Below are 20555 nucleotides of genomic sequence, written 5' to 3'. Positions count from 1 at the left end.
TGTCAAGCACACAAAGAAAACTAATCCCTAGTCTTATCTTCTTCTTTCAATTTTTTTAATTTTGGTAGTTCTCCGATCGCAACGGAATACCAAATCGTATTTAAAGAATGTTGATAAAACACCCTTCTATATGCAATTTCAGAATCCAGAAAAGAAATTTCCGATATCAAAAGTTCAAGGCGGGAAACTGTTTTGAAACTAAAACCCCTTCTTTGACTACTCAGATTGGATTCCACGGAATTAAGAGCTTTTGAATATAAGGACAATAATCGAGCAGAATTCCGAGAACTTTCGTAAGCTTTTCGAATCTCGTCCGTTGCGATCCGTTTTGTTTGCGATAATTGTAATTCCGCTTGTCTAACGGCCGATTCCGCTTGTTTCACTCCCGCCGTGATCGTTCCGGCAGACAACAAAGGAACGTTGATTGATAACTGCATCGTGATATCTTTATTCTGAGCAGTGTTATGTTCCGGAATCGTATAATAATTGTTTAACGTAACCGAAGGCAAATGTCCACCCCAGGCTTTTTTGAGATTAAGCTCCGCCATCTTAAGATTTTCTTTTGCCGCAATCACATCATATCGTTTCGCGATCCTTTCTTCGGGTAATAGGTTTTGAGGAATGGAAATCACTCCCCTAGGAATCGACAATCGAAGTTCCCCTTCTCCTATACCTACAAGACTTTCCAACGCCATTTCAGCCTGTTTTAATTGGTATTTAAAATCCTCAAGATTCGCTTCCGATCTGGAAAAATCCGCTTCGGCCCCGCTCAAGTCGGCTCTAGTGATTTTTCCTAAGGAAAAAAGCCTTCGTCTTTCTAGAATCATTTTGCGAACAAGATTTATTTTCTTCTCCTCCAACAAAATAACCTCTTTTAACTGTAAAACATTATAATATGCTTGTGCAATTTCCAGATAGAGACGTCCAGACTCGTATTTAGCCTCGTTCATTCTCACGTTGGCGAGAGCACCTGCGGCTTTATAAGTCGTGTATTGGCTTACACCGTTTAAGATGGGGATACTCAAAAGTAATCTCGTTCCGGGACCGACGGTCGGAGGTAGACTACTCGTAGAAGATCCTCCTGTAAGAGGATTCGGTTCCGTATAAAACGGGTTAAAGTGAGAATTCGGTCCGGGAATCCTATAAAATTTATTATACACCAAAGACAAGGACGGAAAGAAGGAAGCAAACGCCGCCGCCTTTTGAGAATCCGCTTGCTGAATTGCTTCTTCCTTAAGTGCAATTCTTTCCGTTCTTTCTACCGCGTATGAGTAGAGTTCGTCGATACTCAACTCTTGATCAGGAGAAATGTTCCGAATCTTTTCGGTCGTAACTCCAGTGACTTCTTCCAAACTGGACTCGACGACTCCATCGCCCGTTCGAATCTTCGAATCGTCGATGCAACCAAAACCAAACACCAAGACCGCAAAAGAAAGGAAAAAAAAATTCATTTTTTTGAATGTATTTTTAAAACTGAATCTCGACCATACATTCCGATGCAATAGAGCCGATCTCTCGACTTGCGTCAAAGACGAATTTATAAATCCTATTTTTATAATATTTTTTCGATTCATTATTTGTTTCTATGATTCGTTTAAAATCTAAATTACGAAAAACCCTATTTTTAGTTTGTATTTCGTTGTCTTTTGCAATATTATTTTACAGATATTGGTCTATGAAAAACATCTATTCAACTCTGGGCGTTAGAAAATTTAATATCCAGTTTCCCTACGATCCGTGTTGCAGATAGTTGCAGAAACTCATCATTTTTCCTTTTCTCCGAGATAATACGCCGCGGGAACGACCAAAAGTGTAATCAAGGTGGAAAGGGTCATTCCCCCCAAAATTGTCACCGCCATTGGGATTCTCGTTTCCGCCCCGGGCCCGAGAGCCAAAGCGGGAGGAATCGCAGCCGCAATCGAACTGAAAGAAGTCATAAGCACCGGCCTCAAACGGATCGGGCAGCCTTCTTTGATGGATTCTCGAATGCTTTTTCCAGTCGATCGAATGTGGTTTACGAACTCCACAAGAAGGATCGAATTCTTTTTTACCAAACCCAAAAGGAGAATGAGCCCGATAAAGCTATACATATTGAACGACTGGCCGAACAGATAAAGAGAGGCTAACGCTCCTGTAAAACTAAAGGGCATTGCAAGAAGAATATAGAGCGGTTGTTTTAAACTGTTGAACTGACTAGCAAGAATCATATAAGAAAGAAGAATTCCGAACGTCAGGGCAAGCGTAAGACTTTCGCCGGATTCTTTAGCAGTTTTGGCTGAACCAGTAATTGAAACGGAATAACCGTCTGGAAGAATTTCTCTAGCGATCTCAAGCGCCTTCTCTGTTGATACGGTCTGCCCTAAAGCGGGAGCCGGATTTCCAAAAACACGAATTGCCCTTTCCCGATTGATCCGAGTGATCGTTTTAAGGGCTTCCTTTTCTTGAATACTCACAACTTCTTTGAGTTTGACGAATTCACCGAAGGTGTTTCGAACACCAATGTCTGGAATGATCTCTATCGTTTCTCCCTGGTCCTTTCGGATTTTTACTCTTACATCGTAACTTCTTCCGTTTTCTGTAAAACGACTTACATTCTTTCCGCCCATCAATGTTCCAACCGTATTTCCAACGTTCGCCATACTCACGCCTCGGAGTGCTGCGGCTTCTCGATTGGTAATAAGTCTGAGTTCTTTTTGTCCGGCGACGTAATCCGTATCCACGTCTAAAACGACCTTACTTTCCTTGAGCTTATCCAAGATCCGAACCGAAAGGGAAGATAACGTTTTCCAATCCGGACCAGTTAACACGAGTTCGACGGGATAACCTCTCCCTGCGGAAAATCCTCTCTGGGAGAGATCCTGCATAGAGAACGTCGCTTCGGGCACGAGTTCCTTTAAATCCTTTCGTAAAATTCCGAAAAGAGCCGCCTGCGTGATTTCCCTTCCGGTCTTAGGGTTTTTCGGTCTGTGTCCCATCTCCTTCATCGTGATAAAGAACATTCCCGTGTTCGCTTCGGTTCCTCCGAATCCTCCCACGTTGGAAATATACTTTTCGATTTCCTTTCTTTGGATGAGATATTGCTCCACCTTCTTCATCGCTTCGTCCGTTCTTTGTAGAGAAGAACCCAAAGGCAAACGCGCGCGCACTATAAAACGCCCCATGTCCTGCGGAGGAATAAATTCTTTCTTTAAGAGAAAGAAAAACCCAAGCGACACGAGAAACAGAGCAGTGGTTCCGTATAATATCGATTTAGGATATTTTAATACGAAGTCGATCGAGCGCGCGTATAAGTCCGTGCTGTAATCGAGAAATCGTTCGATCGTCGGATCCATCCTTTTAAAAACGGAAATTCTCGAAACCCAACGATTCCAAGATTCACGCGCATCGACTGAAAACACCGAGGAAAAATAGGTTTTTTTCCCACTATCCTTTTTGTCTTCGCTGTACAAAGAAGAACGCATCGGCGTAAAACTCAACGCTTCAAATAGAGACAGTAAAACGGCAACGGAAATTGTAACTCCGAATTCCAAAAAATATCTTCCGATGATTCCTTTCATAAAGGCCACCGGAAGAAAGATCGCAACGACAGCTAACGTAGCCGCTAAAGCTGCAAATCGAATTTCCAAAGCTCCTTCCAATGCGGCTTTAAACCAGGATTTTCCCATCTCATGATGTCTCGTAATATTTTCCAGAACCATGATCGCGTCATCTACGACGATCCCAGTCGCAAGAGATAAACCTAACATCGTAAAGGTGTTGACCGTAAAACCTGCAAAGTATAAAAATAAAAACGTTCCGATTACCGAAGTCGGAATTGCAAGAAGAACGTTTCCGGTACTCTTCCAATTCCCCAAAAACAATCTACATACGAAACCGGTGAGAATTGCAGAAAAGATCAGAGTGAATTCGAGCTCGTTTACGCTGTCTCGGATATAACCAGTGTTATCGTTCGAAACCGTAAGATCGTAACCTTTGGGAAGCCTCGGTTTTAATTCTTTGACCTTCGCTTTAACAAGATCTCCGACTTGAACCGCATTGGCTCCTTTGAGTTTTTTGATTCCGATTGCAACGGCAGAAATTCCATTAAACCGGGAAATTCTTCTGATCTCACCTAACCCGTCTTCGACGGTTGCGATATCTTTGAGTCGAATCGATCTAAAAAGAGGAGAACCACTTCTCGAATTTAAAAATATGTTTCCAAATTGTTCCGCAGTGGGAACCTCCCCCACTGCTCGAAGACTGATTTCATTCGTCCTGTTTTCCAATCTTCCCGAAGGAACTTCCAAATTCTGTTCCTTCAGTGTGTTGACAATATCGTCTACGGCGATTTCGTTTCTGGAAAGTTTGAGTGGATCCAAAAAGACATTGATCGTTCGATCGACGTAACCTCCGAGAATGATTTCACCCACTCCCGAAATTTCCTGAAACTTATCTTTCAGAAAATCCTTCACGAAAAGCATCTTTTCCTTTTCGGTCTTATCGACCGCGGTCACGGAAACCCAAATGATTGGAACATCGTCCGGATTGGATTTTGTAATCACCGCTGGATCCAATTCTTCCGGAAGTTTATTGGAAACCTGAGCCAGTTTTGTTTGAATCTCTTGAACGGCAACATCCACGTTCCGACTGAGCTCTAACTCCACGGTTATAGTTGCGGAACCATCCGAAGAAATTGAACGGACCTCGGTAACTCCTTCGACAGCCATTAAGGCTTCTTCGATCGGATCGACTACGTCGGTTTCCATAACTTGGGCGTTGGCGCCAACGAGTGTGAGAGAGACATTGACTACCGGAAAGTCAACGTCGGGCATTTGAGAGACACCCATTCTGGAAAATCCGACCGATCCAAAAATAATAATCGCGGCCATCATCATCCAAGAGAAGATCGGGTTTTGTATCGATACAGTGGAGAGCAAGAAAACCTCTTCAGAATTTAACAAAAACAAAAGTTCTAAAGCGAACTTTGAATATCAATTCGACCTGATTTTTTGATCTCGGATCCTATTTTTTATCCTACGAATCTATTATAATTAATTCTCAACTCCCCTTGACAGAAAAAACGACACGATCTCATCCTGGAAGATATGGAACAACTCAGCTCCAGAGAACGATTGATACAGACTACAGCGCAACTTTTGCAAGAGAAAGGCTATCACGGAACCGGGTTGAAAGACATTCTTAAATTAAGTGGAACTCCGAGCGGTTCTCTTTATCATCATTTTCCCGATGGAAAGGAAGAATTAACTGCAGCCGCAATTCAGAGCGCAGGAGAAAGTCTCGAAAAACAAATCGAAACTACCATTGAAAATCATCCCGATCTTTATAGAGCTTTGCAAGAATTTACAAGTCACCTTTCGCAAGAGTTAATTGACTCCGGCTTTCAAAAAGGTTGTCCCATTGCAACCGTAGTTTTGGAAATCGCAGCTGAAAACGATCGAATCCAAAAGGTTTGTTCGAGCATATATCTCAAATGGCAAAATTTATTGAGCTCTTTCCTGCAAAGATCGGAAATGAAAGAAGATCAAGTGAAATCCGTCTCGATTCTTCTTTTGGCAGTCGTAGAAGGGGCTTTGGTGTTATGCCGTGCTCACCGTAGCATAGAACCCTTGGAAATCGTTAGAAAGCAACTGGAAAGTATTTTGAGCACTCTAATTCCTGCTAAGGGAATATAATTGACCGCTTTTATCTTTCAATAAAATTAGTAGATCGATCTATCTATTTGTAGGGAGTGAAGAATGAATATTTTTATCACAGGAGCTTCCGGTTTTGTAGGGGAAGCGGCGACCCGAATTTTATCTAAAAAACATACTGTTAGAGCAATGTCCCGATCGGAAAAAACCGACGCCATTATTTCCATGGTAGGAGGAAAACCGGTTCGCTGTGAACTCAATTCCGTGGATTCAAATTTTTTGAAAGGAATCGACGTCGTCATTCACAGCGCGGCTTATGTGGAACAATGGGGACCGTTTCAGGATTTTTGGAAGGTCAACGTGGACGGAACCGCTCAACTTCTGGAGGCATCTCGCAAAGCGGGAGTCAAACGATTCATCTTTATCGGAACCGAAGCCGCCCTCTTTTACGGACAACCGATGATCGACATTGACGAATCGTATCCTTATCCGAACAACTCTCCCTTTCCCTATTCAAAGACCAAAGCCGAAGCCGAGAAGCTTGTATTAAAAGCAAATTCTTCTGAAATGCAAACTCTTTCCATCCGTCCTCGTTTGATTTGGGGACCCGGTGATAAAACAGTTCTCCCGGTTCTTTTAAAGATGGTTTCAGATGGAAATTTTTCTTGGATCGACGGCGGCAGGGCACTTACCAATACGACTCACATTTATAATCTAATTTATTCGATCGAACTCGCTCTCACAAAAGGCCAGGGTGGTAAGGCTTATTTTGTTACCGATGATGAAGTATTCAATTTTCGTAATTTTCTAGAATCCCTTCTCGCAACTCAGAAGGTGGCAGCTCCGAATCGTTCTATCCCGGGTTGGCTTGCTCGTTTTTTAGCGAGAATTCTAGAAGGAGTTTGGAAACTTTTTAGAATCAAAAACGAACCTCCTCTGACTCGTTTTAGCGCGAGTATCATGTCCCGAGATTGTACGATCAAAATCGATAATGCCAAAAAAGATTTGGGTTATTCTCCCTTGTTGACGGTTCGCCAAGGTCTTGCTGAAATGCCGGTTCTCGGTTCTTAAATCTCGGAATTTTTCCATTTTTGGTAGTAGAATTGGAAATTCGAAAATCAAAGATCCGTTCCAAAACCTTTTCTTTTCTTGGAAACGTCCTTACACAGTATGATAAGCCAATTTGGAAATAGATTCTAACAACAATCATTGTTTCTATATTTAGAATCTGTTCCAACATCTTAGGATGTAGGAACTATTATAAAAATTGAACAACGAAAAAGACTGCTCGAAAACCAATTAGCATTCCAGGAGAAGTAATCTGTGGGAGCCCTTCGAAAAGGTTCCCACAAAACTCCGATCAAGTTCAGATTTTTCTTGTACTTTTTTGATTCTCCCAAAATCTGAACTTTACAAGGCATAGAAAAAGGTCTTTACGAGATCGAATTCAAATATAAAATGCGACATAATAAAATTATAAGAGCCCAAGTTGGATATGAGTAGCATCGAAACTGAAATTTCGGAAAAAAATCTTAAGAAAAAGACGGAAATCGAATTTCACAAACCTACTCTATCCAGGGAGGATTTGAAAACAGTCCTCGAGTGCCTAGTTGAAGATCACCTCACAACCGGAAATGTAACGATACGTTTCGAAAAAGCATTCGCTTCCACCTTTCGTTATAAACAAGTCATTTCCAGCAACAACCTCACTTCTGCATATCACCTTGTCCTTCTCGCACTTGATATCCAAGCAGGTGACAAAGTAGTCCTTTCCACTTTTGCGCCCGTTTCTGCACTAGATGCGATTTTTCTCTTAAAAGCAATTCCAGTCGTAATCGATTTGGATAAAAATTCTTTTCATTTGAGTCCAGAAGGACTTACAAAAGCGCTCCAAGATTCTTCCGTAAAAGCGATTCTTTTGGATCATTCTTTCGGGTCCATTATAGACGCAAAACGTTACGACTTTCAGGAAATTCCAGTCATCGAAGACATTTCCGAAGTTTTAGGCGCTCAAAGCACAACATTCACTCCGGGAAAACAAGGTAATATCTCTGTTTGCGGACTTTCCGTAGATCAGATGATTACAACCGGAAACGGTGCGATGATTATCACCGATCAAGAATCTTTGGCTAAAAAAATCCGCACAATGAAGGCCGGTAAAGAGCCTTACCAAAGAAAAGAAGGACAGCCTAAATTAGATTATAACCTTATCGACTACCAAGCCGCTCTCGGAATTGAACAACTTTCCAAGATCGGAATCATCTTAGAAAGGAAAAGAAAGATCGCACAAATTTATCTTCAGTCTATTTCGGGAAGTTCGGTAAAAACTTGGTATGGTGATCCGAATCTGGATACGTTTAACCGTTTTATCATTCTTGCACCGGGAAGTTACGAGCAGGTTGAAAGATACTTTCGTTCCTTACAGATTGGAACCCAAAAAGTAGCAGAAGAACCAATTCATCATATTTTGGAACTTCCAAATTCGGACTTCCCGAATGGAGAAAAACTCTTTCAAAGAGGTCATTGCATTCCGATTTACCCCAACCTGACAAAAGATAATATCCAAAGAATCTCTCAGGCGATCCGTAGAATTTATTGAACCATTACCCGAATCGTGATCATAGAAGAACAATAAGATTAACTCTAAAGAGTAAAATTTAGTTTTTTATATTAAGAATCTTCCACCACAAATACCGGTTTCAAAAAAATCGAATTCTTTTCAAGTTGTCTTCGAATAAACTCATCTCCAAACTAAACTTGCCGACTTATTGAATTCGTAGATTCAACAAAACATTTTAAAATATCCTTCTTTTTCCGAAGAAGTACCGTTTCAAAAATATGATAAATTATTTTCAAGAGATGCTTAAAATTTCCCCACAGAAATTTGATATTGATTTCTTTTTTAAGAAGCTCGACGCCAATTGGTAAGTTATATTGAGGTAGTCCATGAATATTGCCCAGCTTTCGATCAAACGACCTATTTTTATTTGTAGTATCGTTCTTCTGATGCTTCTCACTGGTTGGGTGGCTCTGGGGAGAATGGGAGTGGATCTCTTTCCGGACGTAAACATCCCGATTGTTTCCGTTACCACAATTTACCCGGGAGCAGGTCCCGAAGAAATAGAAGAACTCGTCTCCAAACCTTTAGAAGAAGAACTCTCTTCTATTGCCGGTCTGAAAAAAATTTCTTCCAGAAATCAGGAAGGCGTTTCCGTCGTATTCGGCGAGTTTACACTTGCAACGGACATCAAATACGCGGAACAACAATTCAGAGATAAAGTCGGACTCGTAAAACCGAAACTTCCAACCGGAATCAAAGAACCAAAGGTAGTCCGTTTCGATCCAGCGGATCAACCGATTGTTCGACTCGCACTTTTCGCGGAACTCGATCAAGCAAAACTCTACGACATCGCTAAAGAAACGGTAAAATCTAAATTAGAACAAGTTGCAGGCGTAGGTTCAGTTAAGATCGTCGGCGGAACTCGAAGAGAGATCCAAATTGAATTAGATAGAAACAAACTAACTTCTTATCAAATGCCCGCGGTTGTAATTGCAAACCGTTTGAAAACCGCAGGTTTAAACGTTCCAGTCGGAAAATTCGAGGCAGGTGTTAAAGAAACTTCTTATAGAACTCTGGGAAGATACGAATCCTTATCTCAAATTGAAAATACGATCGTTTCCTTCAGCGGTGAAGTTGGAAATGCGGTTCTCATCAAACAACTGGGAATCGTTCGAGACGGAACGGAAGACGAAGAAACGATCGGTTATCTTTGGGCCTCAAAAGAAGGCGCCGTCGAGGAAAAAGTTTCGTTCTTCACCAAGATCGGAAATTTCTTCAGTGGTAAGAAAGAAAATACAGCCGTTGCTAAAGAAACAAAACCTGCTTTGTTTATCGACGTTTACAAACAATCAGGAGCCAATACAGTCGCCGTTGCGGACGAAGTTCTAAAACGAATCAGCAAACTCAACGAAGGAATTCAAAACTTAGACGGAAAACCAAGGATCCGTTTGATTCGTGACGGATCCAAATGGATTCGTTACAACGTCGAGGATGTAACCGAAGCGATCATAATCGGGATTCTTCTCGCTGTTATCACAGTTTATTTCTTTTTAGGAAATTTCCGTTCTACCATCATTACGGGACTTGCTCTTCCGAACTCCATGCTTGGTGCTTTCGTTTTAATGTGGGCGATGGGTTTTACCATCAACGTGATGACTCTTTTAGCTCTTTCCTTGGCAGTAGGTCTTCTCATAGATGACGCGATCGTAGTTCGAGAAAATATCTTCCGAAAACTGGAGGAAGGGAAAGGAGTCATGGAAGCGGCTGAAACCGGAACCACGGAAGTAACGTTAGCCGTTATTGGAACGTCTTTGACTGTGATCGCCGTATTCTTACCTGTAGGATTTCTTTCCGGCATTGTAGGTCAGTTTTTCAAACAGTTCGGCTTAACTGTAGTCTTCGCAATGCTCATTTCTCTCTTCGACGGACTTGCAGTAGCGCCGATGCTTTCCGCCTATTTTGCCGGCAAGATTGATCACCATGCAAAACCGAATAAGGCCGTGGAACTTTTCGATAAATTCCAAACCTGGCTCGAAAGACAGTATGGAAAAGTAATGAAAGTTGCTCTGAAAAGACCAGGAATGGTGCTTTTGGCCTCTCTTGGAATTTTCATTCTTTCGATCTTATCTTTGAAACTTGTAAAGAGTACGTTTTTACCCGCAAACGATCAGGGAGAATTTCTAGTTACCTTGGACCTTCCTCCCGGAACAAGCCTTCAAGGAACCAAACAAGTCGCGGACCAAGTTCTTGAAATTTTGAAGAAAATTCCCGAAATGGATATGATCGCGATTACGATAGGTAAACCGGACGGAGGAGAACCAAACGCGGGAACTCTTGCAGTTGCATTAGTACATTCTAAAAAACGAAAACGTACTACAACTCAGGTCAAGGACGATATTCGTGAACTTTTAAAACCGTTTGCATACGCAAGGCCAGCAGTATCCGATTATAGCGCGGTCGGGGGCGGAATTCAGTATCCCTATCAGCTCGTAATCAAAGGAGAAAATCTGGCTGAAATGGATACGTATTCCAAAAAGGTAGTAGCGAGATTAAAATCTCTTTCCGATCTGGCAGATATCGATACGGATTACAGAGCAGGAAAGCCGGAATATCAGATTCATTTGGACAATTTGAAAATGCAACTTGTCGGGGTACTGCCTGGCGTTGCAGGTTCCGAACTTCGCTATCAGATTGCGGGAGACCAAGTCAGTAAATTTTATGATAATGGAATCGAATACGAAGTGAAAATGAGACTTCGTCCCGACCAAAGAAACCTAAAAATGGCCTATGGACAAACCAAAGTGCCAAATATCGCCAATAAACTCATTCCACTTTCCGCAATCAGCGTTGGAAAAGAAGCGGCAGGCCCCTCTCGAATCAACCGGATTGACAGAGCGAGAACGATCGTCATCAATGCGAACTTAGCGCCGGGAGGAGCAGTTCAGGATGCGACCAAGATCACCGATGAAATTCTAAAGAAAGAACTTCCTCCACCTCCAGGGATTCGATATAATTTCCAAGGTCAATCGGAAGACTTCAAAGAACTCTTGGCAAATATCGTACTCGCATTTGGACTGGCACTCGTATTTATCTATCTCGTGCTTGCCTCCCTATACGAATCGTTTATCACTCCGATTACGATTTTATTTGCAATTCCTCCGGCAATTTCCGGAGCATTCTTCGCACTTGCATTGACGAACGAAATGCTCAATCTTTTCTCAATGATCGGTTTGATTCTCCTTATGGGACTTGTGGCAAAAAACTCCATTCTTCTTGTGGATTATGCAATGCAAGCAATGAGAGAAGGAGGCAAATCTCGAAACGACGCCATTTACGAAGCGGGGCTCGTTCGACTCAGACCGATTTTAATGACTTCCCTCGCGATGATTATGGGAACGGTTCCGATTGCCCTCGGATTCGGGGAAGCGGCAAAATCCAGAACCGCGATGGGGATTGCGATCATCGGAGGATTGATTCTTTCAACCATCGTAACACTCGTGGTCGTACCTTCGATCTTCGGATTTATCGATCGATTTAGAGAATGGATCGAAAGTAAATTCCGACCGGACTACGATATGAACGCTTCGTTGGTTGAACACGAACATTCTTCTAACGGACAAGAGTTCTACAAAAAAGAATGGGCAGTCACTCCGGAAGTAAAAGTGGAACCTCCTAAAAAATCAGTTTCCAAAAGATCTAAAAAATAATATTAAAATTTTTGAATGGAAAATTCGCTTCAAGCGGATTTTCCGTCGATTTCAACCGTTTACGAACAAAGCTAATTGAAACGATATCAGAATTAAATTTCCTTCCGAAAATTTTGATCGATATACGATAAAATAATATTCTTTACGGTTTTAATTTGTTGCTACCAATTTCTACATAAAACGAACATCGAAAAATTTAGGGCAAACTACCGCTTAGACAGGTGCCTTGTCATTTAGAGGTTATCTCAAAAACCGTCATCCGTGTAGTCAGACTTAAAATTTCTTGTACTTAAACTATAAATAATATAATTGATCGTTATGAGCCGATTAGGTGACTTAACGAACGAACAATGGGATTTGCTTTGCGATTTACTTGTAGAACCCGAAGCAAGAGATGACGGTAAAGGTCGTCCGCGTGTAAATTCAAGATCAATTTTGGACGGTATATTATGGATTCTTCGCACTGGTGCTCCGTGGATAGACCTACCTGATAGATATCCCGCATATCAAACATGCCATCGAAGATTTCAAGAATGGCGCAAAAATGGAACCCTGGATAAAATTTTAGAAGCGCTTCTTCATGACTTAGAAATAAGAGGCAAGATGGATTTAAGTACGTGTTTCATTGACGGGACTTTTGTTCCTGGAAAAAAAGGGGCCTACGTATTGGCAAAACTAAACGGGGAAAGGGTACAAAAGTCATGGTTATCGTCGACAAAAATGGTATTCCTATCTCCGCCGGGATTGAAAGTGCTTCGCCGCATGAAAGTAAGCTCGCGGAAGGTGCAATCATCCGCAAAAAAGTCAAAGGCAAAATCAAAGATTTAGTCGGAGATCGTGCTTACGATTCTGATCCTTTAGATGAATATCTTAAAAAGAAATATAAAGTAAATTTGATCGCTCCACACAAATCAAATCGAAAAAAGAAAAAGACACAGGATGGACGTAAGTTGCGGAAATATCGTGGAAGATGGAAAATTGAACGAACTTTTTCTTGGCTACAGAACTTCAGAAGATTTGCAACTCGATACGAACGAAACGATCAAAACTTTTATGGAATTCTGATACTCGCATGTATCATGATCGTTATTAGGAGTTTTTGAGATAACCTCTAGTTATCAGTAAGAATTGTATTAAGATCGCTCCAAAAACGGAGGGAAAAACCAAAGTTGATGTTGAAAAAACAAAATCCGTAATGGGTATTCTTCTAAATGAACAACATTGTCAAACCACTTTTGAACTCTGTGAAAAGAGCTACTATACGAGTCATTCGACAAATTGAGTACAGTTCATTTAAAAAATGGAATAAAAAAAATTCAATTTTGAAATAAGCCGTAATTCGGAATCAAGTATGACAAGCTTCGGAAAGATATGTTACTTCCTTACGGAACATTTAAGAATCAAATTCCTGAAGATCTTTCACTCTTCTTCGTCCAATGAAAAAATATCTCTAAGAAAAAATTAAAATTTGAATCCCAAAATTTCAGTTATCATAGAAGAAATGTTCTCTACCAAATAACTTTTCCGTATTGATCTGTGAGTTTTTTGAGATACATCTTATGGATCAAAATCACGGGGAAATTTTCGTAAAAAGACAGACTATAGAGGGACTTAAGTAGTTCATCACTTTTTTCAGATACGATAAGAGAGTTCAGGGATTGAAAATTAATCCGACTTTAGATCAACAATCGGTTCCAACAACTTTTAGACATAGGAATAGAATCGACAAAACAAATATACCGTTACGATTTTAAAATAAGAATACACGAGTTCACTTGAATCCGACTAAAAAATAAAAAGACCGCCGGAATCTTCATATTTTTCAAGACATCAGCAAGCAAATCGAGTTATCCGAACAACGGAGGAAACTGAAAGCACTGATGGAAAACACACAAAACGCGATCTGGTCCGTAGACAAAAATTACAGAATTCTAACAACGAATCGTCTCTTTCAAGAATTTATATTCAATATATATAAAATAGATCTGAAAATAGGAAATAACGCTTTAGAACAGTTCGAGTTCGATACCTCCGCCACTTGGAAGGATATCTACGATTCCACTTTTGAAGGCGTTCCGGTTCGAAAAGAGTGGGAGATTCCGAACCAAGAGGGAAATTCAAGTTATTATGAAATTCTAACTTCTCCCATTTATAGTTCAACTGAAAACATTCGAATATCGTATCCGAAAGATCAGGCGTCTCTTTCGGATATTTTATACGAAGAAGGATCAAAAAGCGTAGGAGAAATTCTAGGAGCGACGCTTTACATTCGAGACATCACCGAAAAAAAGTTATTGGAACAAAAAACCGCCAGCCTTATCAAAAGCAAGAACCGGTTGTTGGCAACAGTGATGCATGACCTTAAGAATCCGATGAACGGAATTCTGGGTTTAATCGAACTTTTAAAAGAACAAACCGATAATCAAAACAGCATGGAACTTCTCGATATGATGTTTCGAGCGGCGGATAAATCCTTAAACATCATCCAAGATCTGTTACAGATTGCGGAAATGGAAAACGAAAACTTCAAACTCAAAACGGAAAAAACGAATCTAAACTATCTTATTGAATCGCTCGTAAAACAAAATTGCCCTGAAGCTGAAAATAAAAAGATCAAACTTTACACAAGACAGGAAATTGATCCACTTCCAGTAAAGATCGAGCTGTTGAAATTTCAAAGAGTTTTGGAAAACCTAATTTCCAATTCATTAAAGTTTACAAAAGAAGGCGGAGAAATCCTCATTCATTCTTACACTCAAAATAAAAAAGCGATGATGATAGTGAAAGACACGGGAATCGGAATTCCTTACAGCCTTCAGTCCTCAATCTTTGATCAGTTCACAAAAGCCAGAAGACAAGGGCTTAAAGGAGAAGAAACTACAGGGCTCGGAATGTTCATCGTCAAAGTTATCGTGGAGCTTCACAAAGGAAAAATCAGTTTAGAAAGTAAAGAAGGGCTCGGAACTAAATTCATTGTAGAAATTCCATTGGACGCTTGAATCGATAGTTTAAGGACAAAACCATTTATTTCTTTTTGTAGAAGGAATTAAATTTGATCTAAAAATATCAAACATCAATTTTGGAAATCAAGAAAACCAACGGATTCAAAAATCCTGGGAAATCGAGAGGAGTCGTATGAAACTTGCAAAAGAAGTGATTACTTCTAAGGATTCAAAAATCGGAGTGATGAAGTTAGTGCCGGAAGGACCCATGACACTGACACTTCCGTTGATACACGAGATGGGTGATATTCTAAAAGAATTCACCGTGGATCAGGATATCCGAGCAGGAATCATTTCCGGACCGGACGGAGACTTTTGTCTTGGACTCGATCCGGACGCAATTCTCAATTCTTCTACCGACGAAATTTCGAAGATAATGGCTGGAATTTTTGAAATGTTCGAATCACTCATTAGCTTTCCAAAACCTTTGATCGCGGAAGTCGGCGGAAATGCCGTCGGAGGTGGAGCGATCATCGTGTATACATGTGACTATAGGTACATGGTGGATGGAAAAGGAAGAATCGGATTCGCGGAACCTCTGGTCGGCTTACCGATTACAAAAACGTTGATCCTTAGGATGAGACAGGTTATGGTACCTTCCTTCGTATCCGAAGCTGCAATGGAAGGTGCACTTTATAAACCGGCGGATGCAGTTCAAAACGGATTGTTAAGCGAAGTAGGCGTTTCTCTGGAAGAACTAAGAAAAAAATCGCTGAGTAAAATCAACGTCCTTAACCGAATTCCCGCGTCCGCAATGGTCGAAACAAAAAGAGCTTTGAACAAAGAAACCTTAGAAGCGGCAAAAGCCGCGCCGAAAGAACTCGCGGAACTTTTTAAAAAACAACCCGCAATGGTCAAAAACCTTCTGGAGGCGATGAAAGCGAACAAAGAAAAAAGAAGACCTTCCTTGACTCATGAGGCAAATTACACATAAGTCGATCATAAAAATTGAAAACTCGAAGAAGCGTAATTATATTGTCGATCAACTGCGCTCGAAAGAGATTCTAAATCACAAATCGTTTCGGGCGGCTCCCGGGCTTGTTCGAGTTCGTCCTAAACGATTTCTCCTCGCCGATTCCATAGAAATCGATAAGATAAACGAAAACGAAAACGAAAACGAAAACGAAAACGAAAACGAAAACGCTCAGAGACGACAACATTGAGCACCTTTCACATCCTCCCGCCGCAATCTGAAAAAATCAATACCATTCTCTCAAACGGATTGCAATTTCAAAACTTAGAATATTACTTTTTCCTTCTATAAAACTTCAATCCGGACCAAATATCCGAAACGGCACATACTTTTACGTCAACGATCCCCAATTCCAATCCGATATTACGAACTATATTTTCATTAATATCAGTCGGGACCTTCGAAGAACCCTTGGGCCAGGAAATCCAAATCATCCCCTTTTCACTCAAATGTTCAACCAGTTTCGGAAACCGCTTCCGGAGTTTTTCGGATTCTTTTACAAATACATGCAAATAATCTAATGAATCTTTCAGGGTTTCGAATAATTCTACACCTACAAGTTGATCCTTAAGTTCTTTTCGAACATCCTCTGGTAAATCTTCGAAAAAAACCTTCATACCGGCCTTGAGTCCGAGCTTATCTCCTAAGGATTTGCCTGAATATCCCGCCATCTTTTTTCCATTCGATCACTGATGAATATAACCCCAACTTTCCAAAATCTTCCGCACCTCCTGACCCATAGCGACCTCTTCTTCGGTCTCTTTTCCTCCGGAAAAGCCTATGTGATAGTATAAAAACGGAGTTTCAGAAGAAGCATATCGATATGGATTCCTTCCGAGAGAAACATAATCTGGCTCGGTCAAAAGAATTTCTGTCGCGGCATCAGAACGAATACCCCATTTGCCGACACGATAATACTCTGGTCTTCCATTTTTCAAGATCTGAAGTTTGAAACTTGGGGAAGGATCTACCGTTTTTACGGTAAGTATTTGATCGGAACTACCTGATTCATTCAAAATCTTTAAAGTAATATTTTTCGAATCTTCCTGTAAAACGTTTAAACTTCCTGTAAAATCGTAACGATAAATTCCTCCCTTGACAAAAAGTCGAATTTCTCTTTCACAGATTTTTTCACATTTCGGAAGCCTTAAAAAAAAGGCATTTTTATCAAGTTGATTTTCTTTTAAGATAGATCTTGCTTCGTTTAACAATTGGAAATCAACAGCAGAGACATTTTGCAACTCTTTGGGGTCTTTTTTGAGATCGTAGAGTTCTTCGGACATTTTGTGCGGAATTCCTTCTCTCGTCCTACGAACAAAATCATAACCTGGATATCTTCGTATGTATTTAAAGTCTTTTGTCAGAATGGATTCGGAGAATCTCCCTTCGGTATAAATTATCGGCTCAGATTTCGGTCCTTTTTCACCAAAGATCGCGTTGGAGTAGTCGTTTCCTTTTAATTTTCCCTGCGGATAGGGAATTTGATTCAAACCTAACAAAGTAGGCATCAAAGAAAGAAGAGAAACCTGATCTTCAAATTCTTTTTTTTGAATTCGATTTAGAAATGACTTCGGCGGACGAATGACCCAAGGGACTCGAATTTCCTTTTCGTAGTGTGTTTCTCCGTGAGCGTAAACGGTTTCAGTGATAAAATGATGGTGATAATAATGCGACTTCTCAAGTAATTCTCCATGATCACTCGTAATTACGATCCAAGAATCTTCGAAAAGTCCCTGTCTTTTCAATTCTTCGAAAATTTTGCCTAAAAGAGCATCCGTGTAACGAACCTCACCCAGATATTTTTGTTGGTATTCGTCCAGTTCTTTCCAAAGCAAAGAATCGGACCGATCTTTTAATTCTTGCAAATATTTTGCAGGAGGTCGGTAACCCCAATGCGGAGTATTCAAGTTTAGATGTAAAAAGAACAAATCTTCTTTGTGTTCTTGAAAGAATGTTCTCGCTCTGGAAACTAATTCTTCCGTATCCAAAGTGTCTTTGCCGACCTGTTGAACTTTATGAAATCCTAAATCAACTCCTACTGAAGTATAATCCATTAGAAAAACGTTATTCATTATACTTTCCGTAAAATACCCTTCCGCTCGAAATGCGTTCGGTAATGTCAGGGGTTTTTTGGAATAGAAAAGTTTTCTTTGTTGGCTGGAAGTGTAAAACCAAGCGTTTCCAAGTCCAAGATTGGACGCAATTTCCGACGTAAAAAATGAAATCATGGATGGTTTGGTCCAATTTCCGTTTGCAATCGTTTTTTTGAAGACGATCGATTCCTTCGATAGGGAATCAAGAATCGGAGTTGTAGGAAACAGAGAACCGCTCGAAGACAAAGAATCCTGCCTAAGTGCATCGATCACGATCAAGATCACGTTCTTTTTTTGAGTATTCTTTTTTTCTAATATAACAGGTGAACCTAAAAATAATCCGGAACCGAAGTCCGAATCCCATCGGATTTTAAGAAAGGATTTCGGTTTACAATCCTTTTCTTTTTGTATATCTTTTCTTTCGAAAAATTTCCAACTTTTCGAATTCGACTTTTCACTCTTTTTTAAACCGTTATCATTCGGATATTTCAAAGGAAAGGAATAATAAGTCCAATTTTCTTTCTGCGATTTTAAGTTTTGCTCGAAGATTTTGAAGTCATCCAAAAAAAAACGTAAATTTCCTTGACCAAAAAATCCATTTGCTCCGTTCGAAAGCGACCCGGCATAAAATTGAAAAAGATTTCCACAAACATCCGAAGACAAATTCTCCAATTTTAGAACACATTCTCCTCCGGACGGAATAAACAGAGAATCTTGTGATTCGTTGATATAGAGAGATTCGTCCGTATAGAAAGTCATTTGAACATTCTTCCAGCGGTCTTGAGGATTCAGATTAGAATATCTTCCCGGATTTTTTTTCCAATGATAACGGAATTTTTCGATTTCACGACTCGTATCCCCATTGCAGATAAAATCACCACCTTTCAGCAGACGGGTCAAATCCCCTTCCACAACGTTTTTGTTCGAACTTGGAATTTGATTACATCCCTCAAAAACTGGAATCGAAAGTGTAAGAATCAAAAACATTCTGCAATAGAAGAATGTTCTGTAGGAAGACATGAGTCCAGGAAAATCGTTTCGCTTTGTGAGACAACAGAAAAGAATCTTCCTATTGGAATGAATTTTTTCCAAATGAAATTTTTTTCTCTTTTCAAAGGATCGTTTGCGTTTATAACACGTTTCGCTATGTCATGGATTAATTCTTACAACCTAGAAGACGATATCTTCGCGGGAAGCGAAGATATCAAGATTTTCTATCAAACCTATCAACCCAAGGAAGGTAGGAAAGGAAACCGGGTGCTCGTGGTACAACACGGTATAGGAGAGCACAGCGGACGCTATGAGTTCTTAGTGGAAGCCTTCGCAAGAACCGGAACGGCGTTTTATCTTATCGACTCTCGTGGACACGGACGTTCCGAAGGGAAACGAGGCGCAGTGGATTCTTTTTCGGATTATCTTTCCGACCTAGATAAGCTCATTGAAATCGCAAAGAAAAAAGAAAAAGTTTCCAAAGTTACTCTTCTCGGTCATTCGATGGGGGCCGCTATTTCTACTTTCTATGCGGAGGAAGGAACTAATCAGGGTAACTTGAATGCGCTGATTACTTCCGCTCTTCCTATAAAAGTAAAATTGGATCTCGTGATGAAACTTAAAAAAGGAATCGCGCCTTTGATGGCCGACATTCTTCCGAATCTTACTCTTCCGACCGGTTTGAATGTAAATCATTTAAGTCATGATAAGGCGGTGGTCAACGCTTACGTGAAAGATCCTTTGGTTCATGGAATGGCTTCAACTTATCTCGGAAACATGCTTCTAAATAGTGAAGAGCCAATTCTCACCAACGCAGGAAAAATCAAAATTCCAATTTATATCTTTCACGGAAAAGAAGACCAAATCGCCGATTCTGCCGGAAGTGAGGTCTTCTTTGAAGTTGTAGGCTCTTCCGATAAAACCCTCAAAATCTACGAAGGACTTTATCACGAAACGATGAACGAACGTATAGAAGATAGAACCAAGGTTTTAACCGATTTAAAGAAATGGTTTGAATCTCACGTAAACTGACAGACAGAACGTTTGTTCTGTTTTTCTCTAAAAAAATCATCGACCAGGGCCTCCCCTTTGGTAAAATTGAATTCGGTCAAAAGCCTTTTTTAAAAATAAAATTCAGGAATTTTATATGTCAGCAAAAGGAATATCCAAAGACCTGATCGGGACTAAGTTGGATCGCTACGAATTCGACGTAGAAAGAGGAAAGATTCGCGAGTTCTGTCAGGCGATCGGGGAAACAAATCCGATCTACTTCGATGTAGAGGCCGCCAAAAAAGCGGGTTACGAAGACACTCCCGCTCCTCCAACGTATCCGACCGTGATTCAATTTTGGGGTTATCCTAAAATTTGGCAGGATATGGAAAATATGGGAGTAGACACTTCTAGAATTCTCCACTTAAAAGAAAAATACACATATCTAAAACCGATCTATCCGGGAAGAGTATCTTCTCAAGGAGAATGTATCAACGTTACAGTCGGTAAAATGGATACGATGACTTTTAAAACCACTGTCAAAAACGCAAAAGGCGAAACGGTCGTAGAACAAGAGATGTCCATCTTTATCAGAAAACCGGAGGCATGA

Annotated in this window: 14 protein-coding genes; 10 read left to right on the top strand and 4 right to left on the bottom strand. The window is 40.4% G+C overall.

The genetic code is table 11. The annotated features are described in order from the left end of the window. Window positions 1-20: 20 nt before the first annotated feature. The gene (locus tag LEP1GSC190_RS01440) at window positions 21-1574 is read right to left on the bottom strand and encodes a TolC family protein (RefSeq protein WP_002747112.1); all 1554 of its coding nucleotides are present in this window, start codon (window positions 1572-1574) and stop codon (window positions 21-23) included. Between the two features lie 189 nt (window positions 1575-1763). Then, on the bottom strand, window positions 1764-4916 hold the full coding sequence (locus LEP1GSC190_RS01435; RefSeq protein ID WP_002747128.1) for an efflux RND transporter permease subunit: 3153 nt from the start codon (window positions 4914-4916) through the stop codon (window positions 1764-1766). A gap of 168 nt (window positions 4917-5084) precedes the next feature. Between LEP1GSC190_RS01435 and LEP1GSC190_RS01430 the strand changes: the two genes are divergently transcribed. The 8 genes from LEP1GSC190_RS01430 to LEP1GSC190_RS01385 all read left to right on the top strand — a co-directional run bounded on the left by LEP1GSC190_RS01430 (window position 5085) and on the right by LEP1GSC190_RS01385 (window position 16062). Beyond that, the gene (locus LEP1GSC190_RS01430; protein WP_002747147.1) at window positions 5085-5672 is read left to right on the top strand and encodes a TetR/AcrR family transcriptional regulator; all 588 of its coding nucleotides are present in this window, start codon (window positions 5085-5087) and stop codon (window positions 5670-5672) included. Window positions 5673-5735: 63 nt separating this feature from the next. Continuing rightward, window positions 5736-6701, top strand: a complete 966-nt coding sequence (locus tag LEP1GSC190_RS01425) for an NAD-dependent epimerase/dehydratase family protein (RefSeq protein ID WP_002747140.1) — start codon at window positions 5736-5738, stop codon at window positions 6699-6701. A gap of 424 nt (window positions 6702-7125) precedes the next feature. After that, complete coding sequence (locus tag LEP1GSC190_RS01415; RefSeq protein WP_036035875.1) at window positions 7126-8229, top strand: DegT/DnrJ/EryC1/StrS family aminotransferase; 1104 nt, start codon at window positions 7126-7128, stop codon at window positions 8227-8229. A gap of 347 nt (window positions 8230-8576) precedes the next feature. Beyond that, entirely contained in the window at window positions 8577-11897 is a 3321-nt protein-coding gene (locus LEP1GSC190_RS01410; RefSeq protein ID WP_002747127.1) for an efflux RND transporter permease subunit, read from the top strand. Between the two features lie 318 nt (window positions 11898-12215). Further along, window positions 12216-13000 (top strand): IS5 family transposase gene (locus LEP1GSC190_RS20930; RefSeq protein WP_420844245.1). Its coding sequence is split into 2 segments (ribosomal slippage): window positions 12216-12564 and window positions 12564-13000, totalling 786 coding nucleotides; the frame shifts between segments, so codons are not numbered across the junction. A 777-nt stretch (window positions 13001-13777) separates the two neighbouring features. Beyond that, on the top strand, window positions 13778-14896 hold the full coding sequence (locus tag LEP1GSC190_RS01395) for a PAS domain-containing sensor histidine kinase (protein WP_002747079.1): 1119 nt from the start codon (window positions 13778-13780) through the stop codon (window positions 14894-14896). 136 nt (window positions 14897-15032) lie between these two features. Then, entirely contained in the window at window positions 15033-15833 is an 801-nt protein-coding gene (locus tag LEP1GSC190_RS01390) for an enoyl-CoA hydratase-related protein (RefSeq protein ID WP_002747062.1), read from the top strand. Continuing rightward, window positions 15814-16062 carry a hypothetical protein gene (locus LEP1GSC190_RS01385; protein WP_002747041.1) on the top strand — a complete coding sequence of 83 codons (249 nt, stop codon included), beginning with the start codon at window positions 15814-15816 and terminating at the stop codon, window positions 16060-16062. The genes LEP1GSC190_RS01390 and LEP1GSC190_RS01385 overlap by 20 nt, the downstream gene beginning before the upstream one ends. 82 nt (window positions 16063-16144) lie before the next feature. On the opposite strand, the gene LEP1GSC190_RS01380 is transcribed toward LEP1GSC190_RS01385, so the two are convergent. After that, on the bottom strand, window positions 16145-16543 hold the full coding sequence (locus tag LEP1GSC190_RS01380; protein WP_002747107.1) for a DUF3052 family protein: 399 nt from the start codon (window positions 16541-16543) through the stop codon (window positions 16145-16147). 15 nt (window positions 16544-16558) lie between these two features. Next, window positions 16559-18952 carry a sulfatase family protein gene (locus tag LEP1GSC190_RS01375; RefSeq protein ID WP_174232278.1) on the bottom strand — a complete coding sequence of 798 codons (2394 nt, stop codon included), beginning with the start codon at window positions 18950-18952 and terminating at the stop codon, window positions 16559-16561. A gap of 90 nt (window positions 18953-19042) precedes the next feature. Here LEP1GSC190_RS01375 and LEP1GSC190_RS01370 point away from each other — a divergent pair, with 90 nt between their 5' ends. Next, a complete protein-coding gene (locus tag LEP1GSC190_RS01370) occupies window positions 19043-19987 on the top strand; it encodes an alpha/beta hydrolase (protein ID WP_086005243.1) in 945 nt (314 codons plus the stop codon). 115 nt (window positions 19988-20102) lie between these two features. After that, window positions 20103-20555 carry an FAS1-like dehydratase domain-containing protein gene (locus LEP1GSC190_RS01365; RefSeq protein ID WP_002747093.1) on the top strand — a complete coding sequence of 151 codons (453 nt, stop codon included), beginning with the start codon at window positions 20103-20105 and terminating at the stop codon, window positions 20553-20555.

It is taken from the genome of Leptospira mayottensis 200901116 (assembly GCF_000306675.2).
Lineage (GTDB): Bacteria > Spirochaetota > Leptospiria > Leptospirales > Leptospiraceae > Leptospira > Leptospira mayottensis.
Note: the sequence above shows the minus strand (reverse complement) of the source record. Positions and strands in the feature narration are given on the sequence as shown.

Coding starts and splice junctions, on each gene's coding strand:
- LEP1GSC190_RS01440 (WP_002747112.1), bottom strand. CDS start 1,574: ATGAATCGAAAAAATATTATAAAAATAGGATTTATAAATTCGTCTTTG.
- LEP1GSC190_RS01430 (WP_002747147.1), top strand. CDS start 5,085: ATGGAACAACTCAGCTCCAGAGAACGATTGATACAGACTACAGCGCAA.
- LEP1GSC190_RS01425 (WP_002747140.1), top strand. CDS start 5,736: ATGAATATTTTTATCACAGGAGCTTCCGGTTTTGTAGGGGAAGCGGCG.
- LEP1GSC190_RS01415 (WP_036035875.1), top strand. CDS start 7,126: ATGAGTAGCATCGAAACTGAAATTTCGGAAAAAAATCTTAAGAAAAAG.
- LEP1GSC190_RS01410 (WP_002747127.1), top strand. CDS start 8,577: ATGAATATTGCCCAGCTTTCGATCAAACGACCTATTTTTATTTGTAGT.
- LEP1GSC190_RS01395 (WP_002747079.1), top strand. CDS start 13,778: ATGGAAAACACACAAAACGCGATCTGGTCCGTAGACAAAAATTACAGA.
- LEP1GSC190_RS01390 (WP_002747062.1), top strand. CDS start 15,033: ATGAAACTTGCAAAAGAAGTGATTACTTCTAAGGATTCAAAAATCGGA.
- LEP1GSC190_RS01385 (WP_002747041.1), top strand. CDS start 15,814: ATGAGGCAAATTACACATAAGTCGATCATAAAAATTGAAAACTCGAAG.
- LEP1GSC190_RS01380 (WP_002747107.1), bottom strand. CDS start 16,543: ATGGCGGGATATTCAGGCAAATCCTTAGGAGATAAGCTCGGACTCAAG.
- LEP1GSC190_RS01375 (WP_174232278.1), bottom strand. CDS start 18,952: ATGTTTTTGATTCTTACACTTTCGATTCCAGTTTTTGAGGGATGTAAT.
- LEP1GSC190_RS01370 (WP_086005243.1), top strand. CDS start 19,043: ATGAATTTTTTCCAAATGAAATTTTTTTCTCTTTTCAAAGGATCGTTT.
- LEP1GSC190_RS01365 (WP_002747093.1), top strand. CDS start 20,103: ATGTCAGCAAAAGGAATATCCAAAGACCTGATCGGGACTAAGTTGGAT.